The organism is Mycobacterium sp. E2479, assembly GCF_001667925.1.
Classification (GTDB): Bacteria; Actinomycetota; Actinomycetes; order Mycobacteriales; family Mycobacteriaceae; genus Mycobacterium.
In genome coordinates this window covers 1-22,654 of sequence record NZ_LZJR01000130.1, presented here as the reverse complement: position 1 = coordinate 22,654, position 22,654 = coordinate 1, and the positions used below count along the sequence as shown (strand labels likewise).

Here is a 22,654-nt window from a genome sequence, read left to right as displayed (position 1 = left end):
TTTTCACTGCCTGGTAATGACGTTACCACTTCTGTGTAGTCAGGTGTCTCGGCCCTCGGCCGGCTTAGCCCTCCGGCCAGCTTGGAAGCTGGGGTCTGGTCCCGTCGATGACGGCGAAGTTGACGGTCGCCGTGGCCAGCAGCTCGTCGTCGCCGTCCCCATAGATGTCGACTTGCATGACCATCGCGCGCCGCCCGGACCGCAACATCCGGGGCACCGCGAATGCCGCGCCCTGCCGTACTGGCCGCAGGTAGCGGATGAACAGATCCGCGGTGGTCATCGTGGTGCCCGGCTGCAGATAATCAAGCCCGAATTGTCCCCCCGCCACATCCACCAGCGTGGCGATCAATCCGCCCTGTAACGCCCCGGAGGTGTTGACCACCGCCGGACTCACCGGCATGGTCATGGCGAATTCGCCGTTGCGGGTGCTGGGGCGCATGCCGATCTGGCTGAACAGCTCGGACAGGGACGGGGCGGCCGATTCTTCGTCGGCGTCGCGGATGCCCAGGGCGCGGCTGCAGAAGTCATAGAGCTGCCCGACATCGACCGGTGTCCCGTTCAATTCCGAACCGAGCCAATGTAATCGCTGCGCGCCCATCATCGTCTGCATGACGATGGCGGCCGCTGCGCGGACGTCCAAACCGGGGTTGAAGACGCCCTCGGTGATGCCCTGGCCGACGATGTCGCAAATCAGGTCGTGCAGGGGAGAGAGCACGCGGGCGTATTCGCGCGGCCGAGTCTCGGCCAGGTGCTGGTTGTAGAGGGTCAATGCGCGATTGAGGCTGTCCTGGGTGCTCGACTCCGGTTGCCGGCTGAGCCGGTCGATCAGCAATTTCAGTGCCGAGGTGCTGTCCAGTCCCGTGGTTTCGGCGCGCCACGTCTGCACCGATTGGGCGATGGTTCGATCGAACAGCGCCAGCAGCAGTTCGTCCTTGCTGTTGAAGTGTTGATAAAAGGCTCTCAGCGACGTCTTGGAGCGCGCGACCACCTCTTGCACGGTGAAGTCGGTGCGCCCGGTTTCGCCCAGTATTGCGACAGCGGTTTTGATGAAGCGGTCGCCACGCGTGATTTCGCCGTCATCGTTGGGGTCGGCCATGAGCGCTTGGTCCCCTTCCATAGCGCGCAGGTCGCGCTATGAGAATGAGGTTACCGCGAGTCGCCGCGAAGGGAAGTGCGGCTCACGCCTTGGGGCACAAGATACCGAGTATTTGCGGGCAGTTGTCTCTGGTGATGAGTGCCCGCGGCGGTGGCGGCTTCGGCGGGGGTTGTCGCCGTCTTAGATCATGTTGGAGATGCTACCCATCCCGGGCCAGAGGTAGTAGTAGGTGTGGCAGACGTTCATGTCCCAGCCACGGAACGGGTCCGTGACATGGTTACCGGTCGCCGGCAGCGGCTCGCCCGGGCACCACTGGTGTGCCGGGCCCCGATCGGGGTTATCCGCCTGGGCGGTGCCTGCGGTGAGTCCGGCACCGGCAACCGCCGGGCCGCTCGACATCAGTACACCGGCGATAAGCCTTTTCATCGTGTGGATGGCGGCCACGACGCGTTGCTTTCACTGCTGTCGGCCGGTTGCCGACGATGAGCAAAAGTCTTGCGTCTGATTCTGCTACCGATCCCAACCTTTCCGCCGTTGAGCAGCAGAAACGTCTGCCAATCCGGTCCTGCGGAAATAGACTTCCGCAATGTTCTCGGAGACGCGTTACGCGATGAACGGCGACCTGCATGTCGCCTACCGCGCATCGCCCGAGGGTGAGCGCGACATCGTATTCGTCTCCAACTGGATCACGAACTGCGAAGTCTTCCCCGAGTCGCCGTCTATTCACGGTTGGGTCGAGGCAATGACCTCGCTTGGTCGGCTGATCTTCTTCGACCAGCCGGGCACCGGCGCATCCGACTTCGTCACGGCGGATGAGCTCCCGAACATGGAGCAGTGGGCCGACAGCATCACCGCGGTGCTGGATCATCTGGGCAGCCGCGAAGCGGTTCTGGTCGCGATCGACGGCGCCTTCGCGCCGGCCGCGCTCTTCGCGGCCACGCATCCGTCCCGCACGACGGCGCTGATCGCCCTCGAGTGCTACGCGGATCCCTTGGCCGAAGGCGTCCAAGGAAAGAAGCTCGAGGAAGGCGCCGCTGCGGCCTTCGCCCTGTGGGGCACGGGCGAGACCCTGCATGCGACCAACCCGGACATGCCGTGGAACGAGGAGATCCGCGCGGCTTGGGCCCGACTCGAACGGTTGACGTCGAGCCCGCGGACGGTCGCCCTCATGCAGCCAGTGTTCGCCAAACAGGATGTGCGGGCCGTCCTGCCGACCATTCGCGTGCCCACGCTCGTCGTCCATCACTCCGACGACGAGTTCATCGCTCCCGCACAGGGCAGGTACATCGCCGATCACATACCGGGCGCGAAGTATGTCGAGCTTCCGGGGCGCAACCTCTACCACATTGTCGAGCCGTGGCGTGAGTCCTTTCAGCAGATCGCGGAGTTCCTCACCGGCCACCAGCCCGAGGTCTCCGACGACCGGGTTCTTGCCACGGTGCTCTTCACCGACATCGTCGACTCGACGCGTCGGGCTGCGCAGATGGGTGACCGTGACTGGCGTGCGTTGCTCGATGCGCACGACGCGGTCGTGCGGGTGCAGCTCGCCCGGTTTCGGGGACGCGAGGTCAACACATCCGGCGACGGTTTTCTTGCGACGTTTGACGGCCCGCAGCGAGCGATCCGCTGCGCCATGGCGATTCGTGATGCGGTGCAGGCGCTCGGCATCCAGGTGCGTGCCGGGTTGCACACCGGCGAGTGCGAGATCCGTGGCGATGACATCGGTGGGATCGGGGTGCATATCGGGGCGCGCGTGAGCGCACTGGCCGGCCCAAACGATGTGCTGGTGTCAAGCACGTTGCGCGACCTTGTCATCGGGTCGGGGCTCGAGTTCGAGGACCGCGGCTCTCACGGGCTGAAAGGCGTGCCCGGCGAGTGGCGCCTCTTCGCCGTCGGACCGGTAACGCGAAGCCCGCGTTGAGTCAATTGCCGGATCGGGCCAAGAGCGGCTATTGGATTCAGGTGGAGCGCTCCGCTTCTCGGGCCAGCCCCGCCGCGAGGCGCGTATATGAAGCGGTGATCCTGGCCCGCATCAGATTCTTTGGAAGGCCGGGGATGCGCGGTTGGAAAGTCACGGTCCATATGATGAGCGACCCGCTTGGGCGATCTTCGATGCGGATATCGCCGCGGTAGTCCTTCAGCGGCGTATACCACGGAAACGATGCGACATACGCATGGTGGTGCGGTCGCGTTCCATCGACAACTGTGTCGCGAATCACGCTGTGCCCGATGCGCATTAGTCTGATGCCACCCCGTTCGGTGTCGGGCTCTCCGCGCCGTTCCCATGACGCGGCAGACACATTCGGTAGGAACTGTGGCCAACGCTCGACATTCATCAGCAGGTCATATATTGCTGCGGGTGTTGCGCGAGACTCGTGTTCGACTCGGCAACACAGAGACCCCGTCATGCTGCCGAAACGTATTACAGGGACCATGCTCGATGTGGTGATTCAGACGAATCCGTCGCGTCAGAATGGCGGCGGGTCATCGTCGCCATCGCCGGGTGGAGCGGGGCCTGGTGAAGCGATCGGTGAGGCGGTCGGGCCGCCGAGGCTGGGCTATTTCACCGGTTGGCGCGCACAAGGACGTAGGCCGGGAATCGCCGAGCGTCGCCGTTTGCGTGTGAACGCCGGACCGCCGGGTACCCGCCCACCGGGCAGGCAGCCCGCTTCCGCGGGCGATCTGGCAGCCTTCGGGCCGTTGCCGGATCGAGTCAGCGAATTGGCTAGTACCCGCCCCACCTGCACAAAAGGGATAGCCTGCGAGATGCGGAAGCTTTGTTTCTTCGACGAGGGGCGATCTGAACATGCCTGATAAATGGTTCTCCGACATCGCTGCGCCAGGACACTTAACGCTCGCGGATTTGTGCGACCAGATCGAGCAGAAAATCCACCTCAACGCAGACAACCACAAATTGCCGCAGGAGTTCCCGGACTGGCAGTCGTGTGTGGAAGATCGGGACGCCACCATCTCCAAGTTGAGCGCAGCTGTTGTCAACCTTTGCCAAATGGTCAAGTACTTGGCGTCGGAGCAGCAGCGCGGCGACGCCAGCCAAGCTACGTGAGGCAAGGATATCGGCGCGCTACCGTCCGTCGCGAGCATCACCCAGTTGTCACCAAACTTTGCGAGTGATGCGTCGGCTTTGGTTTACGCGGGTCCAGGGGGCGCCGCGCAGCCTTGGCGCATCGTCAGCCGTCGACGCGCGAACATGGTGTCAAACCGGGCGATCACCTCTGGCTTCGATCCACGGCTCGCGGAATTTACGAACAACAGTCGATTCTGGGCCGCAGCTCCATCACCTAACCGCCCCGGGCCGCGATCATTGCCGAGCGGTTGACCTTGGTGGCCGCGGTGCGGGGGATGGCGTCGACGAACTCGACGGTCTTGGGGGCTTTGTAGTGCGCCAGCCGGCCCTTCGCGTACTCGATGACCTGCTGTTCGGTCAACGGCGTGCCCTGCGCGACTTGAATCACCGCGTGCACCCGGCGCCCCCACTGTTCGTCAGCCAGCCCGATCACCACCACGTCGGCGATGCCCGGATGGCCCGCGAGTGCGGACTCGACCTCCGCCGGAAAGACGTTGGCGCCGCCGGTGACGATCATGTCGACGCGGCGATCGACGATGTAGAGGAAGCCGTCCTCGTCGAGGTGACCGATATCGCCGGCGGAGCGGAAGCCGTCCTCGGTCGACGGCAGCGGTGCCGCACCCCCTAGGTAGCGGGACCCCGCACTCATCGGCGCCCTCAGGTATACGTCGCCGTCCTCGCCGGGACCCAGCGGCTGTTTGTCGGCGCCCAGGATCCGGATCTCGGTGTCGCGGAAACCGCGGCCGACGCTGCCCGGGTGGGTGAGCCACTCGTCGCCGCGCAACGCGGTGAGTCCGAGGTTCTCGGTCATGCCGTAGGCAGACACGATCTGTTCCGGACTCAGGAGTTCGAACCACGTGTGCATCAGCGACGGCGGCATCACCGCGGCGCCCTGCAGGATGAAGACGACGCTGGACAGGTCTCGCTGGCGCACATCCGGCCGGGCCGCAATGCGCGCCAGCATGGTGGGAGTGGCGGTGAAGTTGGTGACCCGAAATCGTTCGATCACATCCAACACCAGTGCGGCGTCGAACTTTTCGAGTATGACCAGGTGGTCGCCGGCAAGCAGAAAGAAAAAAGTGGCAAAGCCGTTGGTGTGGTACATGGGTGCGGGCACCATGATGGTCTGCGGCTGCGCCACCGGCGTCCAGTTCGACAGAAATGGCTCGCCGTGCTGAGGTGTCCATAGCGACGGTGCCAAGCTGAGGATCACTTTCGGTACGCCGGTCGAACCGCTGCTGCAGATGCCGTTGACGTGTGGGGAAACCGCGGTGGGCAGCGGGCTTGTCGACTCGCCGGCCGCGCAAGTCTCCAACTCCCACCGCGTGCTTTCGTCAACCACGACGGCGGGGTCGATCACCTCGCGCACCCGGTCTCGCTCCCATTCGGGCAGATCCCAGTGCATCGGGACGGGGACCGCGCCGATCTTCCAGCACCCCAGGGTCGCCAGCACCAGATGTAGCGAGTTCGGAATGGCCAGTGCGACAAGAGAACCGGTTTGCGCGCCCAGGCCGGCCAGAGCCCGGCCCCACTGGTTGGCGCGGGCATCGAGTTCACCGAACGTCATCGACTCCGCGATGCCGTCGAGCGCGACGATCGTGACGCCTAAATCGTCGCGGCGTCGTTCGGCGAGTTCGTGCAACTTTGTCGCGAATGGGATTCCCTCGTCGAACGGATTGGGCTTCATCGCGGCCGCGGGGGATTCGGTCACGCCGATACCGGCCCGCTGAACAGTGTCTCGAATGAGCCATCCGACACGCAGGGCATCAGGCGCAAGGTGAGTTCCTCGGTGCTCAGCGGCAATCGGATCAGCGGTTGGGTGTGCCGATCGAGCACGCTGACGTCGGACTCGTCACAGAAGCCCAGCGCTCCGAGCAATTGGTGGGACGACCGCATCACCTGTCGTGCCGTGTCGGCGGCCTTGAGCCGAAGGATCAGGGCATCGGCGGAATGGATCTGCGCCGGAAGCGATTCCGGGCGACAAATGGTGTACTTCGCAAGTTCATGCAGGCCGCGGACCGCGACGGCCGCATCGGCCACGGCGAACCTGACGGCCTGAAAGTCCGCGAGCGGCTTGCCGAATTGAATCCGGGTGCGTACATGCTCGGTGACGATCTGCAACGACTGCTGCACCGCTCCCAGAATCCGCCATGATCCCAGCACAAGATGAAGGTTAACGTCGGCGGCCGGCACGGTTCCCTCGGGTGCGCTCAAGGTGGCCGGGACCAAAAACGGTCCCAGCTTGGCGCCGGTCCGCGAGGCCGGCTGAGGCCGGTAACGATTTCCGTCCAGGTCCGCCGCTACCCAGTCACCGTCCAGATCGCCGTGGTCGATGCGCGGGGCGTCCGGATTGACCAGGGCCAGGCGCGCGCCATCGATCGCCAGCAGCTCCTCCACCAACGGGTAGGGGAGCGCGGTGGCGCCGGCGGCCTGACACAGCACCGCCGCGGCCAGTAGGTCATCCGGGGCCGAGCGCACGTCGAGGTCGAAGGCGCCGACGTCGTGCAGGGCGGAGCGCGCCGCGTCCCGGATTCCGTCGTCGGTCTCGGCGCGCAGCGCGGCCGCTGGTCCGCCCAATCGGGTGAGCCGCTTGCGGGCGACGGCGGCGAAGTCGCTGACATCCTGTGGTAGATCGGTCTTCACCTGTGTTCTCCCAACACGTCCCGCGCCACCAGCATCCGCTGCACCTCGATGGTGCCCGATGCGACGGTGGCCGCTTGCGCGTAACGCCAGTGGTCTTCGATGGCCCCGTGCAGTGGCGCGGAGCTTCCGCTGTCCAGCGCCGTCGGGCCCAGCACGTCGAACAGCAGCTCGGCGACGAGTTGGTCGCACGTCGTGGTGATGATGCGCGCGGCACTGGCGGCCGCCCCCGCAGCCGGGTCGTCCTGCAGCGATACCGCGCGATAGGCCAGCAATCGGGCGACCCGTAGGTCGACGAGTGCCCGCACCCATCGGGTGCGGATCGTTTCGGGCAGTCGATCCCAGTCGTCGCCGAGTTGGGCCCGCATCCTTTCGAGCAGCGATTCACAGCGTGCATAGCGTGCGATGCCCACGCGCTCGAAGGCCAGGGCTTCGCGCATCACCCGCCATCCGTCGCCGACCTCGCCGAGCACATCGCCGGGAAACGCCTGCACGTCGTCCAGGAACATCTCGTTCAGGTGGTGCGGTCCCAGCATCGACGGGATCGGTCGGACGGTGAAGCCGGCTCGGTCCATCGGAATCAGAAACAGGGTGAGCCGCTTGTGTTTTGGAGCATCGGGATCGGTGCACGCCGCCAACACGCACCACGATGCCATCAGCGCGTACGACGTCCACACCTTCTGACCGGTGATGCGCCACCCGTCACCGTCGGCAACAGCGCGGGTACGCAACGACACCAAATCGGTTCCGGCCTCCGGCTCGGAAAAGCCCTGGCACCAGATGACATCTCCGGATGCGATAGCCGCCAGGTGTTTGGCCTTCTGTTCGGCCGTCCCGTACCGCATCAGTGCGGGCCCGACCCAGTTGATGCCCATGTACTGTGGACCGCGCGGTTCGTGCTGGGCCCACATCTCCTCACGCAGCACCGTCTGCTGCCAGACCGAACCGCCGCCGCCACCATGCTCTTTCGGCCATGCCAGCGCCAGCAGCCCCTCGGTCGCCAGCAGTTTGCAGAATGTCTCGGTGGTGGCGAGGTCCTGCGGGTTCTCGGTGCAGGCTCCCAGAAAGTCGGCCGGGATGTGATTGGCAACCAGCTCGCGCAGGTGGCTGCGCAGCTGTCCGGCGTCGGCGCCGAGGTCGTAATCCATTGTCGTCATCCCTTCGGCAGCCCGAGCAGCCGCTCGGCGATGATGTTGCGCTGAACTTCCGACGTTCCGCCGTAGATCGTCGCCGCCAACGCGTCCTGGCGCTCGAACAGTAGGTCGGGATCGGTGGCCGAATCGGGACCCGTGGCGGCCGCACTCAGGTCCCAAACACGCTGCAGGGTAAGCGATCCGAGCAGCTTCATAATGTCGGCTTCCGGGCTGGGCCGGCCCGCGAGTTCGTTGCCCAAAGCGCGATATCCGGTGGCACGCAACGCCTCAGCGTCCGCCAGCAGCGAACCGAGTTCTGCATACACGTCCGGACTCGAGTCCACGGTTCCGGCTTCACGCACCGAGTCGAGACCGCGCTTGATCTCGACCCAGTTCATGATCCAGATCATCTGCCGTTCATGGTGCAGCGACGACAGGGCGACCGTCCAGCCACCGTTGAGCGGCCCCAGCAGATTTTCGGCAGGCACCTCGACGTCGTCGAGGAAGACTTCGCAGAACGTCTCGTCGGAGATCGACGCCATCCGGATGGGCTCGATCCTGACCCCGGGCGAATGCAGATCGAGGATCAGGCAGGAGATGCCGCGGTGTTTGGGGGCTTCGGGATCGGTGCGGGCGTATAAGGTGCACCACCGCGACACGTGTGCGTGCGTGGTCCAGATCTTGTGGCCGTTCACCCGGAACACGTCGCCGTCGCGCTCGGCGCGGGTGCGCAGGCCGGCGAAATCCGACCCCGCTTCGGGCTCGGACATACCCAGCGCCCACCACTCGTCACCGCGCAGCAGCGGAACGAGCAGGCGCTCGATCTGGGCGGGCGTGCCGAACTGGCGGATGCCGGGGGCGGCCACCCCGGGGCCCTGGACGTTGGGCAACTTGGGCGCGGACCGCAGCGCCGCCTCGATCCGGACCTCCATGGCGTCGCGCAAACCCAGTGATCGACCGCCGTGCTCGCGGGGCCAGGTCGGCTGCAGCCACCCGGCCTCGAACGAGGCGCGCTGGTAAGCGCGCCGCAACCCGAGATCCCAGCGGTACTGCCGATAGTTCGTGTAGTAGTCATCGGGTAGGAACTCGGCCAGCCAGGCGCTGAATTCCGCTACCACAAAGTTCATGCGGCACCCCCGCAAAATCGCCGGCCCACCTTGTAGTACAGGGAGCGGCTGTCACCCAGCATGGTGGCGCCCTGCCAGGCGTGCCTTACGTAGAGGTGCGCATCGTGTTCCCAGGTCTGACCGACGGCGCCGTGTACCTGCACCGCGGTGCGTGCACAACCGACGGCGGCGTCGTTGGCCGCCGCTTTGGCCAGCGCCGCGGCGGTCCAAACGTCGGCGGGCGGCGTGGCCGGATCGGCGAGCCGGGCCGCCGCCGCGTAGGTAAGGCTGCGGGCGCGTTCGACGCTGACGTAGTTGTCGGCCAGCGCGTGCTTGATTCCCTGGAACGCGCCGATCGGCCGGCCGAACTGGCGTCGTGATTTCGCGTATTCGACCGAGCGGCGCAACGCGGCGCTCGCCACGCCGAGGAGGTCGGCGGCCGAAGCCACCCACGGCGCCGTCAGCGCCACGTCGAGGTCAACCGGTGCAACCGCGATGGGCGCGGCGTCGATCTCGAGGCCGGCCAACGGCTGGGCGGGATCGGTGGATTCGGCCGCCGGCACCACGGTGACCCCGTCACCGCAGCGGGCGACGGCCGCTACGGTCTCACCGTCGTCGGAGCGAGCCAGCGTGACGACGAGCTCCGCGCGCGCCGCGTTGGGGACCGCAACGGCCGTGCCGCGCAGCCGTCCCTGATGCAGTGCCATCGGAGCGCCGGGCAGCCGCGATCCTTGAGCGTGGACGGCCAGGGTGGCCACGACACCACCGGCGATGTCGGTCAGCACCGAGTCAAGCCCACTGTTGCGCAACACACCCGCGGCCAGACCGACGCTGCCCAGCAACGGGATTGGCGCAATGGCGGCGCCGCATTCCTCCAGAACGACGGCCAGCTCGACCGGCCCGTAGTCGCCGGCTCCTTCCTCGGCCGGGGAGGCGAGCTCGGTCCAGCCGAGATCGACGACGGTCTTCCACAGGGCGCGCCAGCGCTCGGGATCGGTGATCGCTTGACGCGCGGCGTCGGGCGGGCACTCCGTACGTAATATGTCGCGTACGGTGTCGCGCAGCGACAGCTGCTCCGAGTTCAGTCCGACATCCATAAGACCTCTAACATAGTAAAGATAATAAACTAGCGATGCCGTCGCAATCGCATGGACGCATAGGTGGCGCATGGCCGAGTGGTATCTGTTCCTGCCGCAGGTGAGGCTGGCGGCGGCCGACATCGCGGACCGGGCACGTCACGCCGAGGCCAGCGGTTTCGGCGGGATCGCCTTCATCGATCACCTCGAGGCCCCCGGTCTGCCCGGCGAAAGCATCTGGGAGGCACTGGGCATTGCCACCTGGGTGGCGGCCAAGACCGAGCGGCTGCGGATCGGTCACCTGGTGCTGTGCGACGCGTTTCGGCATCCGGCCGTGCTCGCCAAACAAGCCGTCACTTTGTCCGAGGCGTCGGAAGGCAGGTTCGAGCTCGGCTTGGGCGCGGGATCATGGCCTGCGGAATTCACGAGATTCGATGTCGGTCAACAGGATCCGCGGGCGAGGGTCGAGCAACTCGGCCGCCACCTGGAACTGATCAGACAGTACTGGGGTGACGGTGACGAGCAAGCCGGCCCAACTCCGCAAGCTCCGCGAAGGTCGTACCCGATACCGCTGATCCTGGGTGGGAGCGGACCCAAGATGATGGAACTTGTTCGCAAATACGCGGATTGGTGGAATCTGCCGGCCAACCAGCTCGACCGGCTGCCGAAGCTCGCCCCAGCCGCGGGAACGGCCCGGATCTCGATTCAGCAGATGGTGGGCTTTGTCCGGTCGGGCAGCGACCCCGACACGGTGCGCCAGGTGAGTGCCCGGCGATTCGGCAATCTCGGGTCCGGACTCGTCTGCGGCGATGCGGACGAGCTGATCGGGCACTTCAGCGGTCTGGCCGCCCAGCGGGTGGAGCGGTTCTACGTCTGGTTCGCTGACTTCGCCGCCCCCGAATCCCTGCACGAGTTCGGCGAATCGGTGATCAAAGCCTTCCCCGCGCCATAGACCTCAGCCCCGTTGCGCGCGGCGCCGGGCTTCGGTGGGGACGACCGGCGGTCGCGCGAAGGGGCCGCGCTCCACGGCCGACAGCCGGATCTCCGGCAGGTCGACCGACGGGTCGACGGTATCCAGCCAGGCGACCGTCTCGGCGACGTCCGGCACTTTGATCGCGTACATCTCGAAGGGGACGTCCTGCAGCATCTCGGTGGCCACCGGTCCGGGCGTGACGATGTGCACGCTGATGCCGTCGCGATCGACTTCCAGGGCCAAGGCTCTTGCGAAGGCATTCATGCCGGCTTTCGAGGCGGAGTAAGCGGTGCGGCCCGGCATCGGCTCGTGTGCCGCCGACGACGAAATAAACACCAGCCGCGAGCCCGCTCCCATTTTCGGCAGCACCGCGGAGGTCACCACGAAGCACGAATCCAGGTTGGCCGACATGATGGCTTGCCACTGCTCGAAGGTCTGTTTGCGCGCATAGGTGCCGCCGAGGGCTCCGGCCGCGTGTACCACGAGGTCGATTGTCTCCAATGTGCTTATCGCGGCGGCGAATCCGTCGGGATCAGACGCGTCGGCCACGACGTGGCGGGCACCGATCTCCGCTGCGGCCGCCCGTAAGGGGGCCTCGCGGCGCGCCGAGAGCACCACGTCATAACCGCGCTGAACCAGCTTAAGCGCGCAACCTTTTCCGATCCCGCCGCTTCCGCCGGTGACTAATGCGGTTCGCATGACCGTTGCAGGCCGTTCGTCAAGAGTGCCGAATATCCCGCGGCCGCGACAACGCCTGCGGGGAGAGCGCATAGATGCGTTGGTCGTGCTGACCGGACAAGACATAGGTCTGGGTGTCGGCCAGATGGCGACCGGCGATGCGGCGGGCCCGGTCGACGTTGCCCTCGGCGATCGTCTCGGTCAGCTTGACGTGCGTGTTGAGCACCGCGCGGCGCTGGGTGAGCGACGGGTAGGTGCCACGCGACGCACTCTCGTCGGCCCACTGCCGTTCGTGACTGCTCCACAGTGTCTCCAGGCTTCCGACGACCGCGATGATCGTGTGATTCCCGCAGCCCCGAACGACGTGGTCATGGAATTCGCGCCCGATCTCGGTGAAAAGCCGTCCATCGTCCAGGTTTTCGGCCATAGACTCGTTGATCCTTGTGAGTTCGGGCACCAGGGTGTCCGCCCGGTCCGGCCGGCGGGCGGCCAGGGCGGCGCAGGCCGGCTCGAGTTCCTGCAAGGCCATGCCGAGGTCGGCGACCTCGACGGACTCGCTTTGCAGCAACAGGCCGAGCATGTAGGCGGCGCTGGTCTTCGCCGGGGCGTGGACGACGGCCCCACCACGGTTGCCGCGCCGCACCGAGACCAGGCCTTCGGTTTCCAGGATCCGCAGGGCTTCGCGCAGCGATACCAAGCTCACGTTGAACTGCTCGACGAGCACCTCTTGGCGCGGTAAGAGATCACCGTCGGCGAGCTCGCCGTCGATGATCTGACGGCGCAACTCATCGGCTACGATTTCGGCGATCCGCGGCGCCGACAACCGGCGCCGGGCGTCGGGGCCAATTCCCAAGGCGGTCATCCGATCCTCGAAACACATGCAACTCGCTGGCTTAGCTATTTTAGCAGTAATGATATAAATAGCTTCTCTGGTCGCTCGTCGATCGGAAGGGCGGATGCACTTGAGCGAGCGCTCCGAAAGCCGACCGACACCGCTACACGATTTGCGTGTCGTCGAGATCAGTGACCGCATAGCGGGCAGCTATTGCGGCAAGCTGCTGCGCGATGCCGGCGCGCGGGTACACAAAATCGAACCGCCGCAAGGGGATTGGTTACGCCGGTATTCCGCCAGTGGTTCCCCCATCGCCGAAGAACACAGCGCACCGTTTTTCAGTTACCTCAACGCGGGCAAGCGCAGCATGACTTTCGCCGCAGGCTCGCAGCGCCACCGCGACGAATTGGCCGGCGCCGATGTCGTCGTCGTGACCGCCGGGCGGGCGCGCGCCGCGGCGCTGGGCGTCGACCCGCAACAACTGTTGGAACACTCGCCGCGCGCGATCGTCGTCACCATCTCCGACTTCGGCTGGACCGGACCCTACGCGGACCGGGCCGCCACCGAGTTCACCCTGCAGGCTTGGGCGGGGTCGCCCGGCTTCCGCGGCGATCCCGCCGGGCCGCCGATCTCCATCGGCGGCGACCTCGGCGAGTACATGGGTGGTGTGTTCGCCGCGTTCGGCGTACTGGCGCTGCGCCGCCGTGTCGAGCAGGGCGGGCCCGGCGAACACCTGGACCTGTCCATGCTGGAAGCCATCACCACCATGCAGAGCAGCGAATGGCTGCATTCACAGTTGCTGCGCGTCCCGCCGATCCGCCGCACCACCGAGGTGCCGTCGGTCGAACCCGCCAAGGACGGGTACGTCGGGATCACCATGGTCACCGGTCAGCAGTGGCTCGACTTCGCCGCGATGGTCGAATGTCCGCAGTTAGAGGAGATTGAACAGCTGCGTTTTCAGATCGGCCGGTGGCAATACCGCGACCTGATCCGCGAGCAGATCCGCCCGTGGCTGGCCGAACGGACCGTCGCCGAAATCGTCGAACTCGGACAGCTGTTCCGGCTGCCGATCGCCGCGCTGGGCAACGGCTCCACCATTCGGGACCTGGAATATGTGCGCGAGCGCGGGGTCTTCACCCGCAATCCCACCGGGTTCGATCAGCCCCGGCCACCCTGGCTGATGTCGGTCTGTGCGCCCGCACCCGTCGGCGACACGCCCGTTCTCGGTGAGGCCGACGGCGAATCCCCGTGGCGCCGTGCGGAACCCGATGTCGAACCGGCAGCGGACGGGTTACCGCTGGCCGGTGTTCGCATCGTTGACCTCACCGCGTTCTGGGCCGGCCCCGCCGCAACCCACCTGCTGGCCGCGTACGGCGCTGACGTCGTCAAGATCGAGTCGATCCAGCGTCCCGACGGGATCCGATACTCGGGCGGAATGCGCACCGACGTGGACGACTGGTGGGAGTACGGCTGGGTGTTCCACGCGATGAACACCAATAAGCGTTCGGTGACACTGGATTTGGGATCCGAGCAGGGACGCCGCCTGTTCATCGAGTTGGTCGCCGGCGCCGACGTCGTGATCGAGAACTTCTCGCCGCGGGTGATGGAGCAATTCGGGCTCACCGAGGACGTGCTGCGCAAGGTCAACCCGAAACTGGTGTTCGCCCGGATGCCCGCCTTCGGCGTTGAGGGGCCGTGGCGAGAGCGCGTCGGGTTCGCCCCCACCATGGAACAGATCGCAGGACTGGCCTGGGTGACCGGCCTGCCGGAGGCGCCGCCGGTGACCCCGCGTGGCGCCTGCGACCCGCTGGCCGGCGTGCACGCCGCGTTCGCCGTGCTGGCCGCGCTGAGCTTCGCCGAACGCACCGGGACGGGTCAACTGGTCGAGTTGCCGATGCTCGAAACCGTGCTCAACGCGACCGCTATCCAGGCGATCGAGTACGAGGTTTTCGGTAAGACGCTGAGCCGTCGCGGCAACCGCGGTCACAGCGCCGCCATCCAGAACATCTACCGGTGCGCCGGATCGGACGACTGGATCGCGGTCACCGTGCGCGACGACGCGCAGTGGCGGGCAGTGGTGGACCTGATGGGGCGACCAGCATGGTGTGACGACGAGGAGCTGTCCACGGTGGCAGGGCGCTTGGAACGAGCCGACGACATCGATGCCAGGCTGGCGGATTGGTTCGCCGGGCAGCCTCTTGTCCCGACGGTGGAGCGGTTGGCGGGTGCGAATGTTCCCGCGGCTCCCGTCGTGTCACCGTCGCTGGTCACTGACAACCCGCAACTGCGCGAGCGCGGCTTTTTCGAGGCGCTGCATCACGCGAGTACCGGCCTGGGCCTGTATCCGTGCCCGCCGTTCGCTCGGCTCGCCGGCCAGGACAAGTGGCTGCTGCGGCCGCCACCGAAGCTGGGCGAGCACAATGAGGAGATACTGCGCGACCGGTGCGGGCTGACCGACGAAGAATTGACACGCCTCGCGACCGGCGGGGTGATCGGGACCCGACCCAAGGGCCTCTAGAGAAGTGGAGGGTAATCGATGCGTGTAACGGTCGACGAGAACTTGTGCGAAGCCAACGGCTTCTGTGAATCGCTTGCGCCGGAGGTATTCGAGCTGGGCGACGCCGACGTGGTGCAGATCGCGGACGGCCCAGTGCCGCCGCGTCTGGAAATCGATGTGCGCGCCGCGGTGGACCAATGTCCCAAGGCCGCATTGCGGTTGCAGGATTGAATACTGCCGGGGCGCCGCTTGCTTGCGCACCACTAGGTGAGTTTTACGCGCGCTAGCTCCGGCGCTAGCGCGCACGCGAGCCACGTATTTGTTCGTTTCATGCCGCGGCCTCAGCGCCGTTCGGTCAGCTTTATGGCCATCTCGTCGTAGATCGACATATTGGTGGCCAGGTTCGGATGCGCCACCTTCGCCGGACCGATTTCGATGTCGTCGCAGCGCAGCAACAGTTCGTCGAGCACCGCACGGAGTTCCGCCCTGGCCAGCATCGCGCCCAGGCAGTGGTGCGGCCCGCCGCCGCCGAATGCCACGTGCGGGTTGGGCTGTCGGCCGATGTCGAAGGTGAACGGGGACTCGAAGACCTCCTCGTCGCGGTTGGCCGAACGAAGGGTCGACACCACGCGTTCGCCCTTGGCGATGTGCTGACCGTCCATCTCGACGTCAACCTTTGCGGTGCGCGTCCAGTACGCCACCGGTGACGCCCAGCGCAACACCTCCTCGACCGCGCCGGCCCGCAGATCCTCCCGCTCCCGATACCGCCGCATCTGCTCGGGATTGGCGACGAACGCCTGCAACCCGATGGCCAGTGCGTTCTTGGTGGTGTCGCTGCCGGCAAACGCCAGCACGAAGAAGAAGAACTCGAGTTCGTTTTCGGGCAGGCTGAACTGCTCGCCGTCGTCGCCGGTGATCACCGCGGACGCCAGCGTGCTCCAGATGTCGTCTGTGGGATTGCGCCGTTTTTCGGCGGTGAGCTCCATCGCGTATTCGAAGACCGAGCCAAAGAGCTCGAGTTCCACCTGCCCGCTCGGTTGCGCCTCGGGCGCGAGCGCCTTGAGGATGCGGTCGAAGATGTCGAATATTCGGGGCCGGTCCTCCTCCGGGACGCCGATGATGTCGCCGATGACCGACATCGGTAACGCATCGGCGACGTCCTCGATCCAGTCTCCACCGCCGTGCGCGAGCAGGCCGTCGATCATCCGCGCCGCACGCGCCCGGATACCGTTCTCCAGCTTGGCGATCGCACGAGGGTTGAAGGCGTTGGAGATCAATTTGCGGCGCTTGTTCAGCTCCGGCGGGTCCAACGTGATGATGGTCGGGAACGACGAGAACATGGCGACCGGCTGAATGAGCGGGCCGTCGGCGGCGGTGAACGACTCGGCGTCGCGGTGCAGGCGAACCGCATGCCGGTGTTTGGTGGCGACCCAGAATTGACGCTGGACCGTGTCGGCGACACCCGGTGTCAGGTCGTGCCGAAAGAGCGGCCTGGTGCGCCGCAGCTCGGCGAATAGCTCGTCGGGAAAACCGTTACGCCACAACGTGAAATCGGAAAGGTCCACCGCAGCGGCCGTCATGCGAACCCCCATTGGCTCAGGCGACACGCGACGACCGGCCGGCGCCGCGTTGACGTTCAATGTCTAAAATAGTAAAAATAGACTTTAGTCGTCGAAACGCGGTGAGGTAAGAGCGGCCCAAATGCGCCCGGCCGCGTGGGAAACGGAGTTCTCGTGGCGAATACGATTCCAGAATCTGATCCGTCAGAACGCGAGTTCGGTCAGGCCGGCATCGCGCTGTCGACGTACCGCTTCCCGACGGGCTGGTTCATCGTCGCCTTCGGCACCGACCTGGCTCCCGGCCAGGTCAGGCGCGCGCACTACTTCGGTGAGGAGTTAGTGCTGTTCCGCACCGAGTCGGGCCAGGTCCACGTGATGGATGCCTACTGCCAGCACCTCGGCGCGAACCTCGGGGTCGGCGGCAGCGTGGAAGGCGAAAACATCGTTTGCCCATGGCACGGCTGGCAGTGGCGCGGCGATGGCACCAACGCGCTGATTCCCTACAGCAAGATCGGCTGCAAGAACAACGTCCGCATCCGGACTTATCCGAGCATGGAGTGGTACGGCTTCATCCTGGCCTGGCACGAGCGGCACGGCCGGGCGCCGTACTGGCAGCCGCCGGTGCTGCCGGAACTGGAAACCAACGAGTACTACCCGCTGCACCCGCACACCCAGATGCTCAACCGGGTCAAGGTGCATCCGCAGATGATCATCGAGAATGCGGCCGACCCCTACCACGTTCAGTACGTGCACAAGGCCGCGAATCCGGCCACCACGGCGTCGTTCGAGGTGTCCGGCTATCACCTGCATGCCACCGTCAACGCCCACTTCGGTGGTGGACGCGCGCAGACGTGGCTGACCCCGAACGGTCCGGTCGACGCCAAGATCATCTACGACAATTACTCGTTGGGCCTGGGCGTGGTGCGCTTTCCCAGCGAACTGGTGGCCACCGTGCAGGTCACCGGCCAGACGCCGGTCGACGAGGATTACACCGACTACTTCTACACCCAGGCGTCCGTGCGTGAACCCGGCGACGGTGGGGACGTGCCCACGGGGCGGGCCGCGCGGTTCCTTGCCCTGCAACAAGAGGTCATCAAGCAAGACTTTTTCACCTGGGAGAACATGAAGTACCTGGAGAAGCCGAATCTGGCTCCCGAAGAGGCACACGACTACGCGGCCCTGCGCCGCTGGGCGCACCGGTTCTACCCCGGTGCAAAGCCGTCACCCTCCGACTTCGGTTATAGCGCCAACGGCGAGCCCGACCCCGCGGCCGCCAAAGCTTGATCAGAGCCGAACTTCTGATGTGCGCTGACCGCAGCGGGCCCGCGCAGCCCTCCGATTTCGGCGTCGATCGTTTCACCGTGCCGGCCGTGCTCGATCGCCGCGCGCAGCAGTACCCCGATCGGGTGATGATGTCGATCGCCGGTGTGGACGTCACCTTTGAGCAGATGCGCCAGCGGTCCTGCGCGGCGGCAAATCTGTTGACGGACTTGGGTGTCGGGAGAGGTGACCGCATCGCGTTGTTCACCGGCACGTGCCCGGAGTGGGTCTACTTCTGGTTAGGCGCTGCGCGGATCGGGGCGGTGAGCGCGGCGGTAAATGCCGCGAACAAGGGCGACTTCCTGCTGCACGCGCTGCGGCTATCACAGGCCAAGGTGGTGTTGACCGACCTCGAACGCCGCCCGCGCGCCGTCGAGGTCGCCGACGCGGTGGAGACCCTGACAAGCATTGTGGTGCGGGATGCTTCACTGACGGCGATGCTGAGTCGGGCGACCGACGATGCACGCGCCGACAGCCCCGCCCAGCCGGAGGAAATCGGTTGTTTGTTCTACACGTCGGGCACCACCGGACCTTCCAAAGCGGTTGCCACAACCTGGCAATACCTGTTTTCGGTGGCCGCAACCGTCGCGTCGGCCTGGGAATTTCGCGCGGGCGAGGTGCTGTGGACGGCGATGCCGCTATTCCACCTCAGCGCGGCGCCCAGCATATTGGCGCCCATGCTGGTAGGCGCGACGACGGTGCTGGCCGGGGCTTTTCACCCGGGCGAGGTTTGGGACGACATACGCGACCACGGCGCCATCGGATTCGCCGGCGCTGGGGCGATGGTTTCGATGCTGCAGACTCTTCCCGCGGATCCCGGCGACGCACGGCTGCCCCTGCGGTTCATCTCCGCCGCGCCGATCGACGCGAACTCTTACCGGGACATCGAAAAGCGTTACGGCTGCCGCATCGTCACGATGTACGGGCTCACCGAGGCGTTTCCGATCGCGGTCAAGGCCCTTGCCGACACCGGGGTCCCCGGAACCTCGGGACAGCCCAATCCCGATTTCGATGTGCGGATCCTCGACGAGCAAGGAAATTCGTTGCCCACCGACACCGTGGGTGAGATCGCCTGTCGGCCACGGTATCCCCACGTGATGAGCGAAGGTTACGTCGACACGGATTCGCGGATAAAGCCGCATCCGGAATGGTTTCGCACCGGCGATCTCGGGCGGCTCGATTGCGATCGGAATCTGACATATGTCGACCGAATCAAGGACGCGCTGCGCCGCCGGGGCGAAAACATCTCTTCGGTCGAAGTGGAGAGCGTTGTCATGCGGCATCCCGCGGTGGCGGAGGCCGCCGCCGTCGGCGTACCCAGCGAGTTGGGAGAGGATGACGTCCTGGTCGTCATCACGTTACGACCCGATGCCACAGTGGATTTCGCGGAGTTGCTCGACTTCTGCGCGGCGCGCATGCCCTACTTCTGCGTGCCGCGATTTGTGGAGATCGTCAGCGAGCTCCCAAAGAATGTGATTGGCCGGATACGTAAAGACTTGTTGCGCGAAAGGGGCGTCAATCCGGGAGCGTGGGATCGTGAGAGCAGGGGGTATATCGTTAGCCGTTAGGTTAGATGTCAGCTAATAGTCGGTAAGTTGCCTTAATGTTTCCGTCAGCCCAGCGTTGGCAGTCATTTCCGAGAGAGGCTGGAAAGCGATGACCATGTCCTATCAGGAACAGCAAATGCTCCATGGCGCCACCGGACGCGCTGACATCCTCGATCTGAATGCCCGGCACAATCGGGCTTTTTCGGACGGCGACCGCGACGGCTGGATCGCCACCTTCCGCCATACCGGCGCCAGCTACACCCGTGACGGTGAGTTGTTCAGTGACCTGCGCTCGGCCTTCGACGGTGGTGATGGCCAGCGACTGGTCACCGTCGATCACGAGATCAGCGTCGACGGTATCAATGCGACGCAGCATTGTGTCGCCGTGCTTTTCGCCGCCATGTATGGCGACACCGTGCTGCGGGCCACCGGGGTATTTCATGACTTGTTGATCTACGAACGGGGCGGCTGGTATTACACTTCCCGCACGTTGCAATGGGATTCGGCCCCGAGTCGACACCCCCTCGTCATGTGAGCGGCACCCTTACGTGGATCAGGATATCGGTCAGCGACTGGCCTTCGGCACGTACGACGATGCGCTGCGGATGGTCGGAACGAAAGGCGAACCCCGCACCGCCGCCACCGCCGTCAGCGCGGCACGCATTCAGCTGTTCGCCGCGATGGTCCGCGACCCCAACCGCTCGTATTGGGATCCCGATTTCGCCCGGCTGCACTGGGGCGGGTTGCTGGCCCCGCCGGCGCTGTTGATGGGCTGGCTGATTGCACCGCCATGGACGCCAGGAGGTAGGAAGGCGGCTTCGCTGATCGCCCTGCGGGTGCCGCTGCCCGGAACCACATTCATCAACGCGGCCAACGAAGTTGAGTTTCCCCATCCCATCGTCGAAGGCGACGTGCTGACCGTCGTCGACGAGCTGGTTTCGGTGTCGCCCGAAAAGCGGACACGGCTGGGCATCGGCCATTTCGTCGAGACACTGGAGACGTACCGCCGCCAGGACGGGACCGTGGTGGCCACCTGCCGCAACACCTTGTTCCGGTTCACTCCCGGAGCGTCCCCATGAGCGGCGACGGCCTGGACTGGCATCACATCACCGTTCCCGTCGACCTGCCCGAGCAGATCGACCACATCAGCTACCAACGGGTGGTGGAGAATGCCGGAGCGACGTGGGACTATTTTCCCGGCCATTTCGATCCGGAATACGCTCAAGCTCAGGGCAACCCGACGATCTACGTGAACACGATGCACCTGGCCGGATTCGCCGACCGCGTCGCGATGGACTGGGCGGGCCCGCGCTCCCGGGTGGTGCGACGGTCCATGCGGCTCGCAGGGTCCGTGTATGCCGGCGACACGATGATCGGCCGAGGCCGTGCCCTCGCGAAGCGGCGAGACGACTCGGTGGACCCGCCGCGCTGCCTGGTCGACATCGAAATCCAGGTGACCAATCAGCATGGTGCGCTCTGCTGTCCGGTCGAGTTGACCTTGCAGGTGCCCGAATCCCCACGCGACGGCGATGGATGAAGTCGGCGAATTTCACTTGACGGTGTGCCTCCGCTTCGGTGCGGCGGTCGCCGCAGCGAACGGCAAGTGGGATCGTCCATCGCCGTGTGATGCATGGGACGCCCGCGGTGTGCTCGAGCACGTGATCGGGTTCCATGACGTTCTTCTATTGCGTCCCTTGGGATTGAAGCCCGACCGGCCACGCGACGATCCTGGGGTGCGATGGCAACTCACCTACGACTCGTTGACGGAGGCTCTCGGATCCGGCGGAGCCACACAGCTAGATCAGTACCGGTTGATGCCGAACCTGACGCGTGATGTCCTGGTGCATACCTGGGACCTCGCCCGCGCGGTGGGCGCCGACGATCGATTGGACCCCGCTTGGTGTGAAGCGCTTTCCGCCGGCCTTCCCTCGGACCCCCAGGCCCTGGCCGCGCCCGGGATGTTCGGTGCGCCCGTCCCGGTCGGTGACGAGACCGATGCGCAGGCAAGGCTTCTGGCGTGGCTTGGCCGCGACCCGTCGTGGAGACCGGAATCCTTATAGCGGTGGCAGCCGACCCTTGCATATCAGCGTCTGAAGCTCGATCTGCGCACAGCACGTATGGGCCCGGGATCGAGGGAGGCCGGTTTTGTCGGTGGTGGTTGCGATGATGTGGTCATGTCGTTGACCGCATCCGCTGGCGCCGTGGGGGTGACCGCGAGCGAGCGTCTTGAGGTGTTGTTCGGGGAGTTGGCGGAGTTGTGCGGTCAGCGCAATGCGATTGATGGGCGCATCGTGGAGATCGTGGCCGAGATTGATCGCGACGAGCTCGGTGGTGTTACCGGTGCGCGGTCGGTGCCGGCGTTGGTGGCCTGGAAGACGGGCTGCTCGCCGGCCAATGCCCACACGATCACCACCGTCGCGCGTCGGGTGCAGGAGTTTCCCCGCTGCGCCCAAGGTATGCGGGAGGGTCGGCTGTCGCTGGATCAGGTTGGGGTGATCGCGGCGCGTGCCGGTCAGGGTTCTGATGCGCACTACGCGCAGCTGGCCAGCGTCGCGACGGTTACCCAGCTGCGCAGCGCGGTCAGGCTGGAACCGCGACCCGACCCCGAGCCTCGGCCCGAGGGGCTTGAACCGCAGGCCTCGATCACCAAGTCCTCCGACGACGAGGGCAGCTGTTGGCGGATCAGACTTCCGCAACCCGATGCGGCGAAGTTCGAGGCGGCGTTGGCCTCTCATCGTGATGCGCTGATCGCTGAGTTCACGCGCGAGCACGGCGACGGCGACCGCGCTTGGGGTCAGCGGCCGCCGTTGCCGGGCACCGTCGAGGCGTTCATGCGCTTGGTGGAGGCCGGGTGGGACGCCGAGGCGACCCGCCGCCCGCACGGGCAGCACACCACGGTGGTGGTGCACCTCGACGTGCAGCAGCGCGCCGCGGCCCTGCATCTGGGTGCGCTGCTGTCCGACGCCGAACGCCGCTACCTGAGCTGTGATGCCACCTGTGAAGTGTGGTTCGAACGCCACGGCGAGGTCATCGGTGCCGGGCGGGCGACCCGGCTGATCAACCGGCGGCTGCGCCGCGCACTCGAGTATCGCGACCGCAGCTGTGTGGTGCC

The 22,654-nt window shown here is 65.7% G+C and carries 23 protein-coding genes; 12 read left to right on the top strand and 11 right to left on the bottom strand.

Features of this window, described 5'->3' with window-relative positions; translation table 11 throughout:
- Nucleotides 1-64 precede the first annotated feature (64 nt).
- Together A5686_RS19540 and A5686_RS19535 are read right to left on the bottom strand one after the other, a co-directional pair.
- Entirely contained in the window at nucleotides 65-1,096 is a 1,032-nt protein-coding gene (locus tag A5686_RS19540; RefSeq protein WP_067937708.1) for a hotdog fold thioesterase, read from the bottom strand.
- 180 nt (nucleotides 1,097-1,276) lie between these two features.
- Complete coding sequence (locus tag A5686_RS19535) at nucleotides 1,277-1,540, bottom strand: hypothetical protein (RefSeq protein ID WP_067937706.1); 264 nt, start codon at nucleotides 1,538-1,540, stop codon at nucleotides 1,277-1,279.
- Nucleotides 1,541-1,682: 142 nt separating this feature from the next.
- On the opposite strand from A5686_RS19535, the gene A5686_RS19530 reads away from it, so the two are divergent.
- Nucleotides 1,683-3,017 (top strand): adenylate/guanylate cyclase domain-containing protein, encoded by a 1,335-nt coding sequence (locus A5686_RS19530; protein WP_067937704.1) that lies wholly within the window; start codon nucleotides 1,683-1,685, stop codon nucleotides 3,015-3,017.
- A 37-nt stretch (nucleotides 3,018-3,054) separates the two neighbouring features.
- Here the strand turns inward: A5686_RS19530 and A5686_RS26860 are convergent, their stop codons facing one another.
- Nucleotides 3,055-3,504: an SRPBCC family protein gene (locus tag A5686_RS26860; protein ID WP_197520645.1), complete on the bottom strand. Its 450-nt coding sequence runs from the start codon at nucleotides 3,502-3,504 to the stop codon at nucleotides 3,055-3,057.
- A gap of 398 nt (nucleotides 3,505-3,902) precedes the next feature.
- Here A5686_RS26860 and A5686_RS19520 point away from each other — a divergent pair, with 398 nt between their 5' ends.
- Nucleotides 3,903-4,160: a hypothetical protein gene (locus A5686_RS19520; RefSeq protein WP_067937700.1), complete on the top strand. Its 258-nt coding sequence runs from the start codon at nucleotides 3,903-3,905 to the stop codon at nucleotides 4,158-4,160.
- A 235-nt stretch (nucleotides 4,161-4,395) separates the two neighbouring features.
- Here the strand turns inward: A5686_RS19520 and A5686_RS19515 are convergent, their stop codons facing one another.
- From A5686_RS19515 to A5686_RS19495, 5 genes are read right to left on the bottom strand one after another with little or no spacing between them, the layout of a single operon-like run.
- Entirely contained in the window at nucleotides 4,396-5,868 is a 1,473-nt protein-coding gene (locus A5686_RS19515; protein ID WP_156750149.1) for a class I adenylate-forming enzyme family protein, read from the bottom strand.
- Between the two features lie 20 nt (nucleotides 5,869-5,888).
- The gene (locus A5686_RS19510) at nucleotides 5,889-6,824 is read right to left on the bottom strand and encodes an acyl-CoA dehydrogenase family protein (RefSeq protein ID WP_067937695.1); all 936 of its coding nucleotides are present in this window, start codon (nucleotides 6,822-6,824) and stop codon (nucleotides 5,889-5,891) included.
- Nucleotides 6,821-7,978 (bottom strand): acyl-CoA dehydrogenase family protein, encoded by a 1,158-nt coding sequence (locus A5686_RS19505; protein ID WP_197520644.1) that lies wholly within the window; start codon nucleotides 7,976-7,978, stop codon nucleotides 6,821-6,823. Before A5686_RS19505 ends, A5686_RS19510 begins: the two co-directional genes overlap by 4 nt.
- Complete coding sequence (locus A5686_RS19500; RefSeq protein ID WP_067937692.1) at nucleotides 7,975-9,081, bottom strand: acyl-CoA dehydrogenase family protein; 1,107 nt, start codon at nucleotides 9,079-9,081, stop codon at nucleotides 7,975-7,977. Before A5686_RS19500 ends, A5686_RS19505 begins: the two co-directional genes overlap by 4 nt.
- Nucleotides 9,078-10,157, bottom strand: a complete 1,080-nt coding sequence (locus A5686_RS19495; protein ID WP_067937690.1) for an acyl-CoA dehydrogenase family protein — start codon at nucleotides 10,155-10,157, stop codon at nucleotides 9,078-9,080. Before A5686_RS19495 ends, A5686_RS19500 begins: the two co-directional genes overlap by 4 nt.
- A gap of 70 nt (nucleotides 10,158-10,227) precedes the next feature.
- On the opposite strand from A5686_RS19495, the gene A5686_RS19490 reads away from it, so the two are divergent.
- Nucleotides 10,228-11,088 (top strand): LLM class flavin-dependent oxidoreductase, encoded by an 861-nt coding sequence (locus A5686_RS19490; protein ID WP_067937688.1) that lies wholly within the window; start codon nucleotides 10,228-10,230, stop codon nucleotides 11,086-11,088.
- Between the two features lie 3 nt (nucleotides 11,089-11,091).
- Here A5686_RS19490 and A5686_RS19485 read toward each other — a convergent pair whose 3' ends face one another.
- Together A5686_RS19485 and A5686_RS19480 are read right to left on the bottom strand one after the other, a co-directional pair.
- Nucleotides 11,092-11,808, bottom strand: a complete 717-nt coding sequence (locus A5686_RS19485) for an SDR family oxidoreductase (RefSeq protein WP_067937686.1) — start codon at nucleotides 11,806-11,808, stop codon at nucleotides 11,092-11,094.
- 19 nt (nucleotides 11,809-11,827) lie between these two features.
- The gene (locus A5686_RS19480) at nucleotides 11,828-12,649 is read right to left on the bottom strand and encodes a FadR/GntR family transcriptional regulator (protein WP_067937683.1); all 822 of its coding nucleotides are present in this window, start codon (nucleotides 12,647-12,649) and stop codon (nucleotides 11,828-11,830) included.
- 94 nt (nucleotides 12,650-12,743) lie between these two features.
- Here A5686_RS19480 and A5686_RS19475 point away from each other — a divergent pair, with 94 nt between their 5' ends.
- Nucleotides 12,744-15,137 (top strand): CoA transferase, encoded by a 2,394-nt coding sequence (locus A5686_RS19475; protein ID WP_067937681.1) that lies wholly within the window; start codon nucleotides 12,744-12,746, stop codon nucleotides 15,135-15,137.
- A gap of 18 nt (nucleotides 15,138-15,155) precedes the next feature.
- Nucleotides 15,156-15,347, top strand: coding sequence for a ferredoxin (locus A5686_RS19470; RefSeq protein ID WP_067127944.1), 192 nt, complete (start codon nucleotides 15,156-15,158; stop codon nucleotides 15,345-15,347).
- A gap of 110 nt (nucleotides 15,348-15,457) precedes the next feature.
- On the opposite strand, the gene A5686_RS19465 is transcribed toward A5686_RS19470, so the two are convergent.
- Entirely contained in the window at nucleotides 15,458-16,756 is a 1,299-nt protein-coding gene (locus tag A5686_RS19465) for a cytochrome P450 (RefSeq protein ID WP_369829728.1), read from the bottom strand.
- A 93-nt stretch (nucleotides 16,757-16,849) separates the two neighbouring features.
- Between A5686_RS19465 and A5686_RS19460 the strand changes: the two genes are divergently transcribed.
- The 7 genes from A5686_RS19460 to A5686_RS19430 form a co-directional block, all read left to right on the top strand.
- A complete protein-coding gene (locus A5686_RS19460; RefSeq protein ID WP_067937834.1) occupies nucleotides 16,850-17,959 on the top strand; it encodes an aromatic ring-hydroxylating dioxygenase subunit alpha in 1,110 nt (369 codons plus the stop codon).
- A gap of 17 nt (nucleotides 17,960-17,976) precedes the next feature.
- Nucleotides 17,977-19,563, top strand: coding sequence for an AMP-binding protein (locus A5686_RS19455; protein WP_067937675.1), 1,587 nt, complete (start codon nucleotides 17,977-17,979; stop codon nucleotides 19,561-19,563).
- An 88-nt stretch (nucleotides 19,564-19,651) separates the two neighbouring features.
- Nucleotides 19,652-20,077 carry a nuclear transport factor 2 family protein gene (locus A5686_RS19450; RefSeq protein WP_067937673.1) on the top strand — a complete coding sequence of 142 codons (426 nt, stop codon included), beginning with the start codon at nucleotides 19,652-19,654 and terminating at the stop codon, nucleotides 20,075-20,077.
- A 13-nt stretch (nucleotides 20,078-20,090) separates the two neighbouring features.
- Entirely contained in the window at nucleotides 20,091-20,621 is a 531-nt protein-coding gene (locus A5686_RS19445; protein WP_067937670.1) for a MaoC family dehydratase N-terminal domain-containing protein, read from the top strand.
- Nucleotides 20,618-21,079, top strand: coding sequence for a MaoC/PaaZ C-terminal domain-containing protein (locus tag A5686_RS19440; RefSeq protein ID WP_067937669.1), 462 nt, complete (start codon nucleotides 20,618-20,620; stop codon nucleotides 21,077-21,079). The genes A5686_RS19445 and A5686_RS19440 overlap by 4 nt, the downstream gene beginning before the upstream one ends.
- Nucleotides 21,072-21,602 (top strand): maleylpyruvate isomerase family mycothiol-dependent enzyme, encoded by a 531-nt coding sequence (locus A5686_RS19435; protein WP_067937667.1) that lies wholly within the window; start codon nucleotides 21,072-21,074, stop codon nucleotides 21,600-21,602. Before A5686_RS19440 ends, A5686_RS19435 begins: the two co-directional genes overlap by 8 nt.
- A 114-nt stretch (nucleotides 21,603-21,716) precedes the next feature.
- Nucleotides 21,717-22,654: 13E12 repeat family protein (locus A5686_RS19430; RefSeq protein ID WP_067937829.1), on the top strand; the 938-nt coding region annotated here is incomplete at its 3' end.

Excerpts from the sequence above, each read along its gene's own strand:
- A5686_RS19540 (WP_067937708.1), bottom strand. The coding sequence starts at position 1,096 with ATGGCCGACCCCAACGATGACGGCGAAATCACGCGTGGCGACCGCTTC.
- A5686_RS19530 (WP_067937704.1), top strand. The coding sequence starts at position 1,683 with ATGTTCTCGGAGACGCGTTACGCGATGAACGGCGACCTGCATGTCGCC.
- A5686_RS26860 (WP_197520645.1), bottom strand. The coding sequence starts at position 3,504 with ATGACGGGGTCTCTGTGTTGCCGAGTCGAACACGAGTCTCGCGCAACA.
- A5686_RS19520 (WP_067937700.1), top strand. The coding sequence starts at position 3,903 with ATGCCTGATAAATGGTTCTCCGACATCGCTGCGCCAGGACACTTAACG.
- A5686_RS19515 (WP_156750149.1), bottom strand. The coding sequence starts at position 5,868 with ATGAAGCCCAATCCGTTCGACGAGGGAATCCCATTCGCGACAAAGTTG.
- A5686_RS19505 (WP_197520644.1), bottom strand. The coding sequence starts at position 7,978 with ATGACGACAATGGATTACGACCTCGGCGCCGACGCCGGACAGCTGCGC.
- A5686_RS19500 (WP_067937692.1), bottom strand. The coding sequence starts at position 9,081 with ATGAACTTTGTGGTAGCGGAATTCAGCGCCTGGCTGGCCGAGTTCCTA.
- A5686_RS19495 (WP_067937690.1), bottom strand. The coding sequence starts at position 10,157 with ATGGATGTCGGACTGAACTCGGAGCAGCTGTCGCTGCGCGACACCGTA.
- A5686_RS19490 (WP_067937688.1), top strand. The coding sequence starts at position 10,228 with ATGGCCGAGTGGTATCTGTTCCTGCCGCAGGTGAGGCTGGCGGCGGCC.
- A5686_RS19485 (WP_067937686.1), bottom strand. The coding sequence starts at position 11,808 with ATGCGAACCGCATTAGTCACCGGCGGAAGCGGCGGGATCGGAAAAGGT.
- A5686_RS19480 (WP_067937683.1), bottom strand. The coding sequence starts at position 12,649 with ATGACCGCCTTGGGAATTGGCCCCGACGCCCGGCGCCGGTTGTCGGCG.
- A5686_RS19475 (WP_067937681.1), top strand. The coding sequence starts at position 12,744 with ATGCACTTGAGCGAGCGCTCCGAAAGCCGACCGACACCGCTACACGAT.
- A5686_RS19470 (WP_067127944.1), top strand. The coding sequence starts at position 15,156 with ATGCGTGTAACGGTCGACGAGAACTTGTGCGAAGCCAACGGCTTCTGT.
- A5686_RS19455 (WP_067937675.1), top strand. The coding sequence starts at position 17,977 with ATGTGCGCTGACCGCAGCGGGCCCGCGCAGCCCTCCGATTTCGGCGTC.
- A5686_RS19450 (WP_067937673.1), top strand. The coding sequence starts at position 19,652 with ATGACCATGTCCTATCAGGAACAGCAAATGCTCCATGGCGCCACCGGA.
- A5686_RS19440 (WP_067937669.1), top strand. The coding sequence starts at position 20,618 with ATGAGCGGCGACGGCCTGGACTGGCATCACATCACCGTTCCCGTCGAC.
- A5686_RS19435 (WP_067937667.1), top strand. The coding sequence starts at position 21,072 with ATGGATGAAGTCGGCGAATTTCACTTGACGGTGTGCCTCCGCTTCGGT.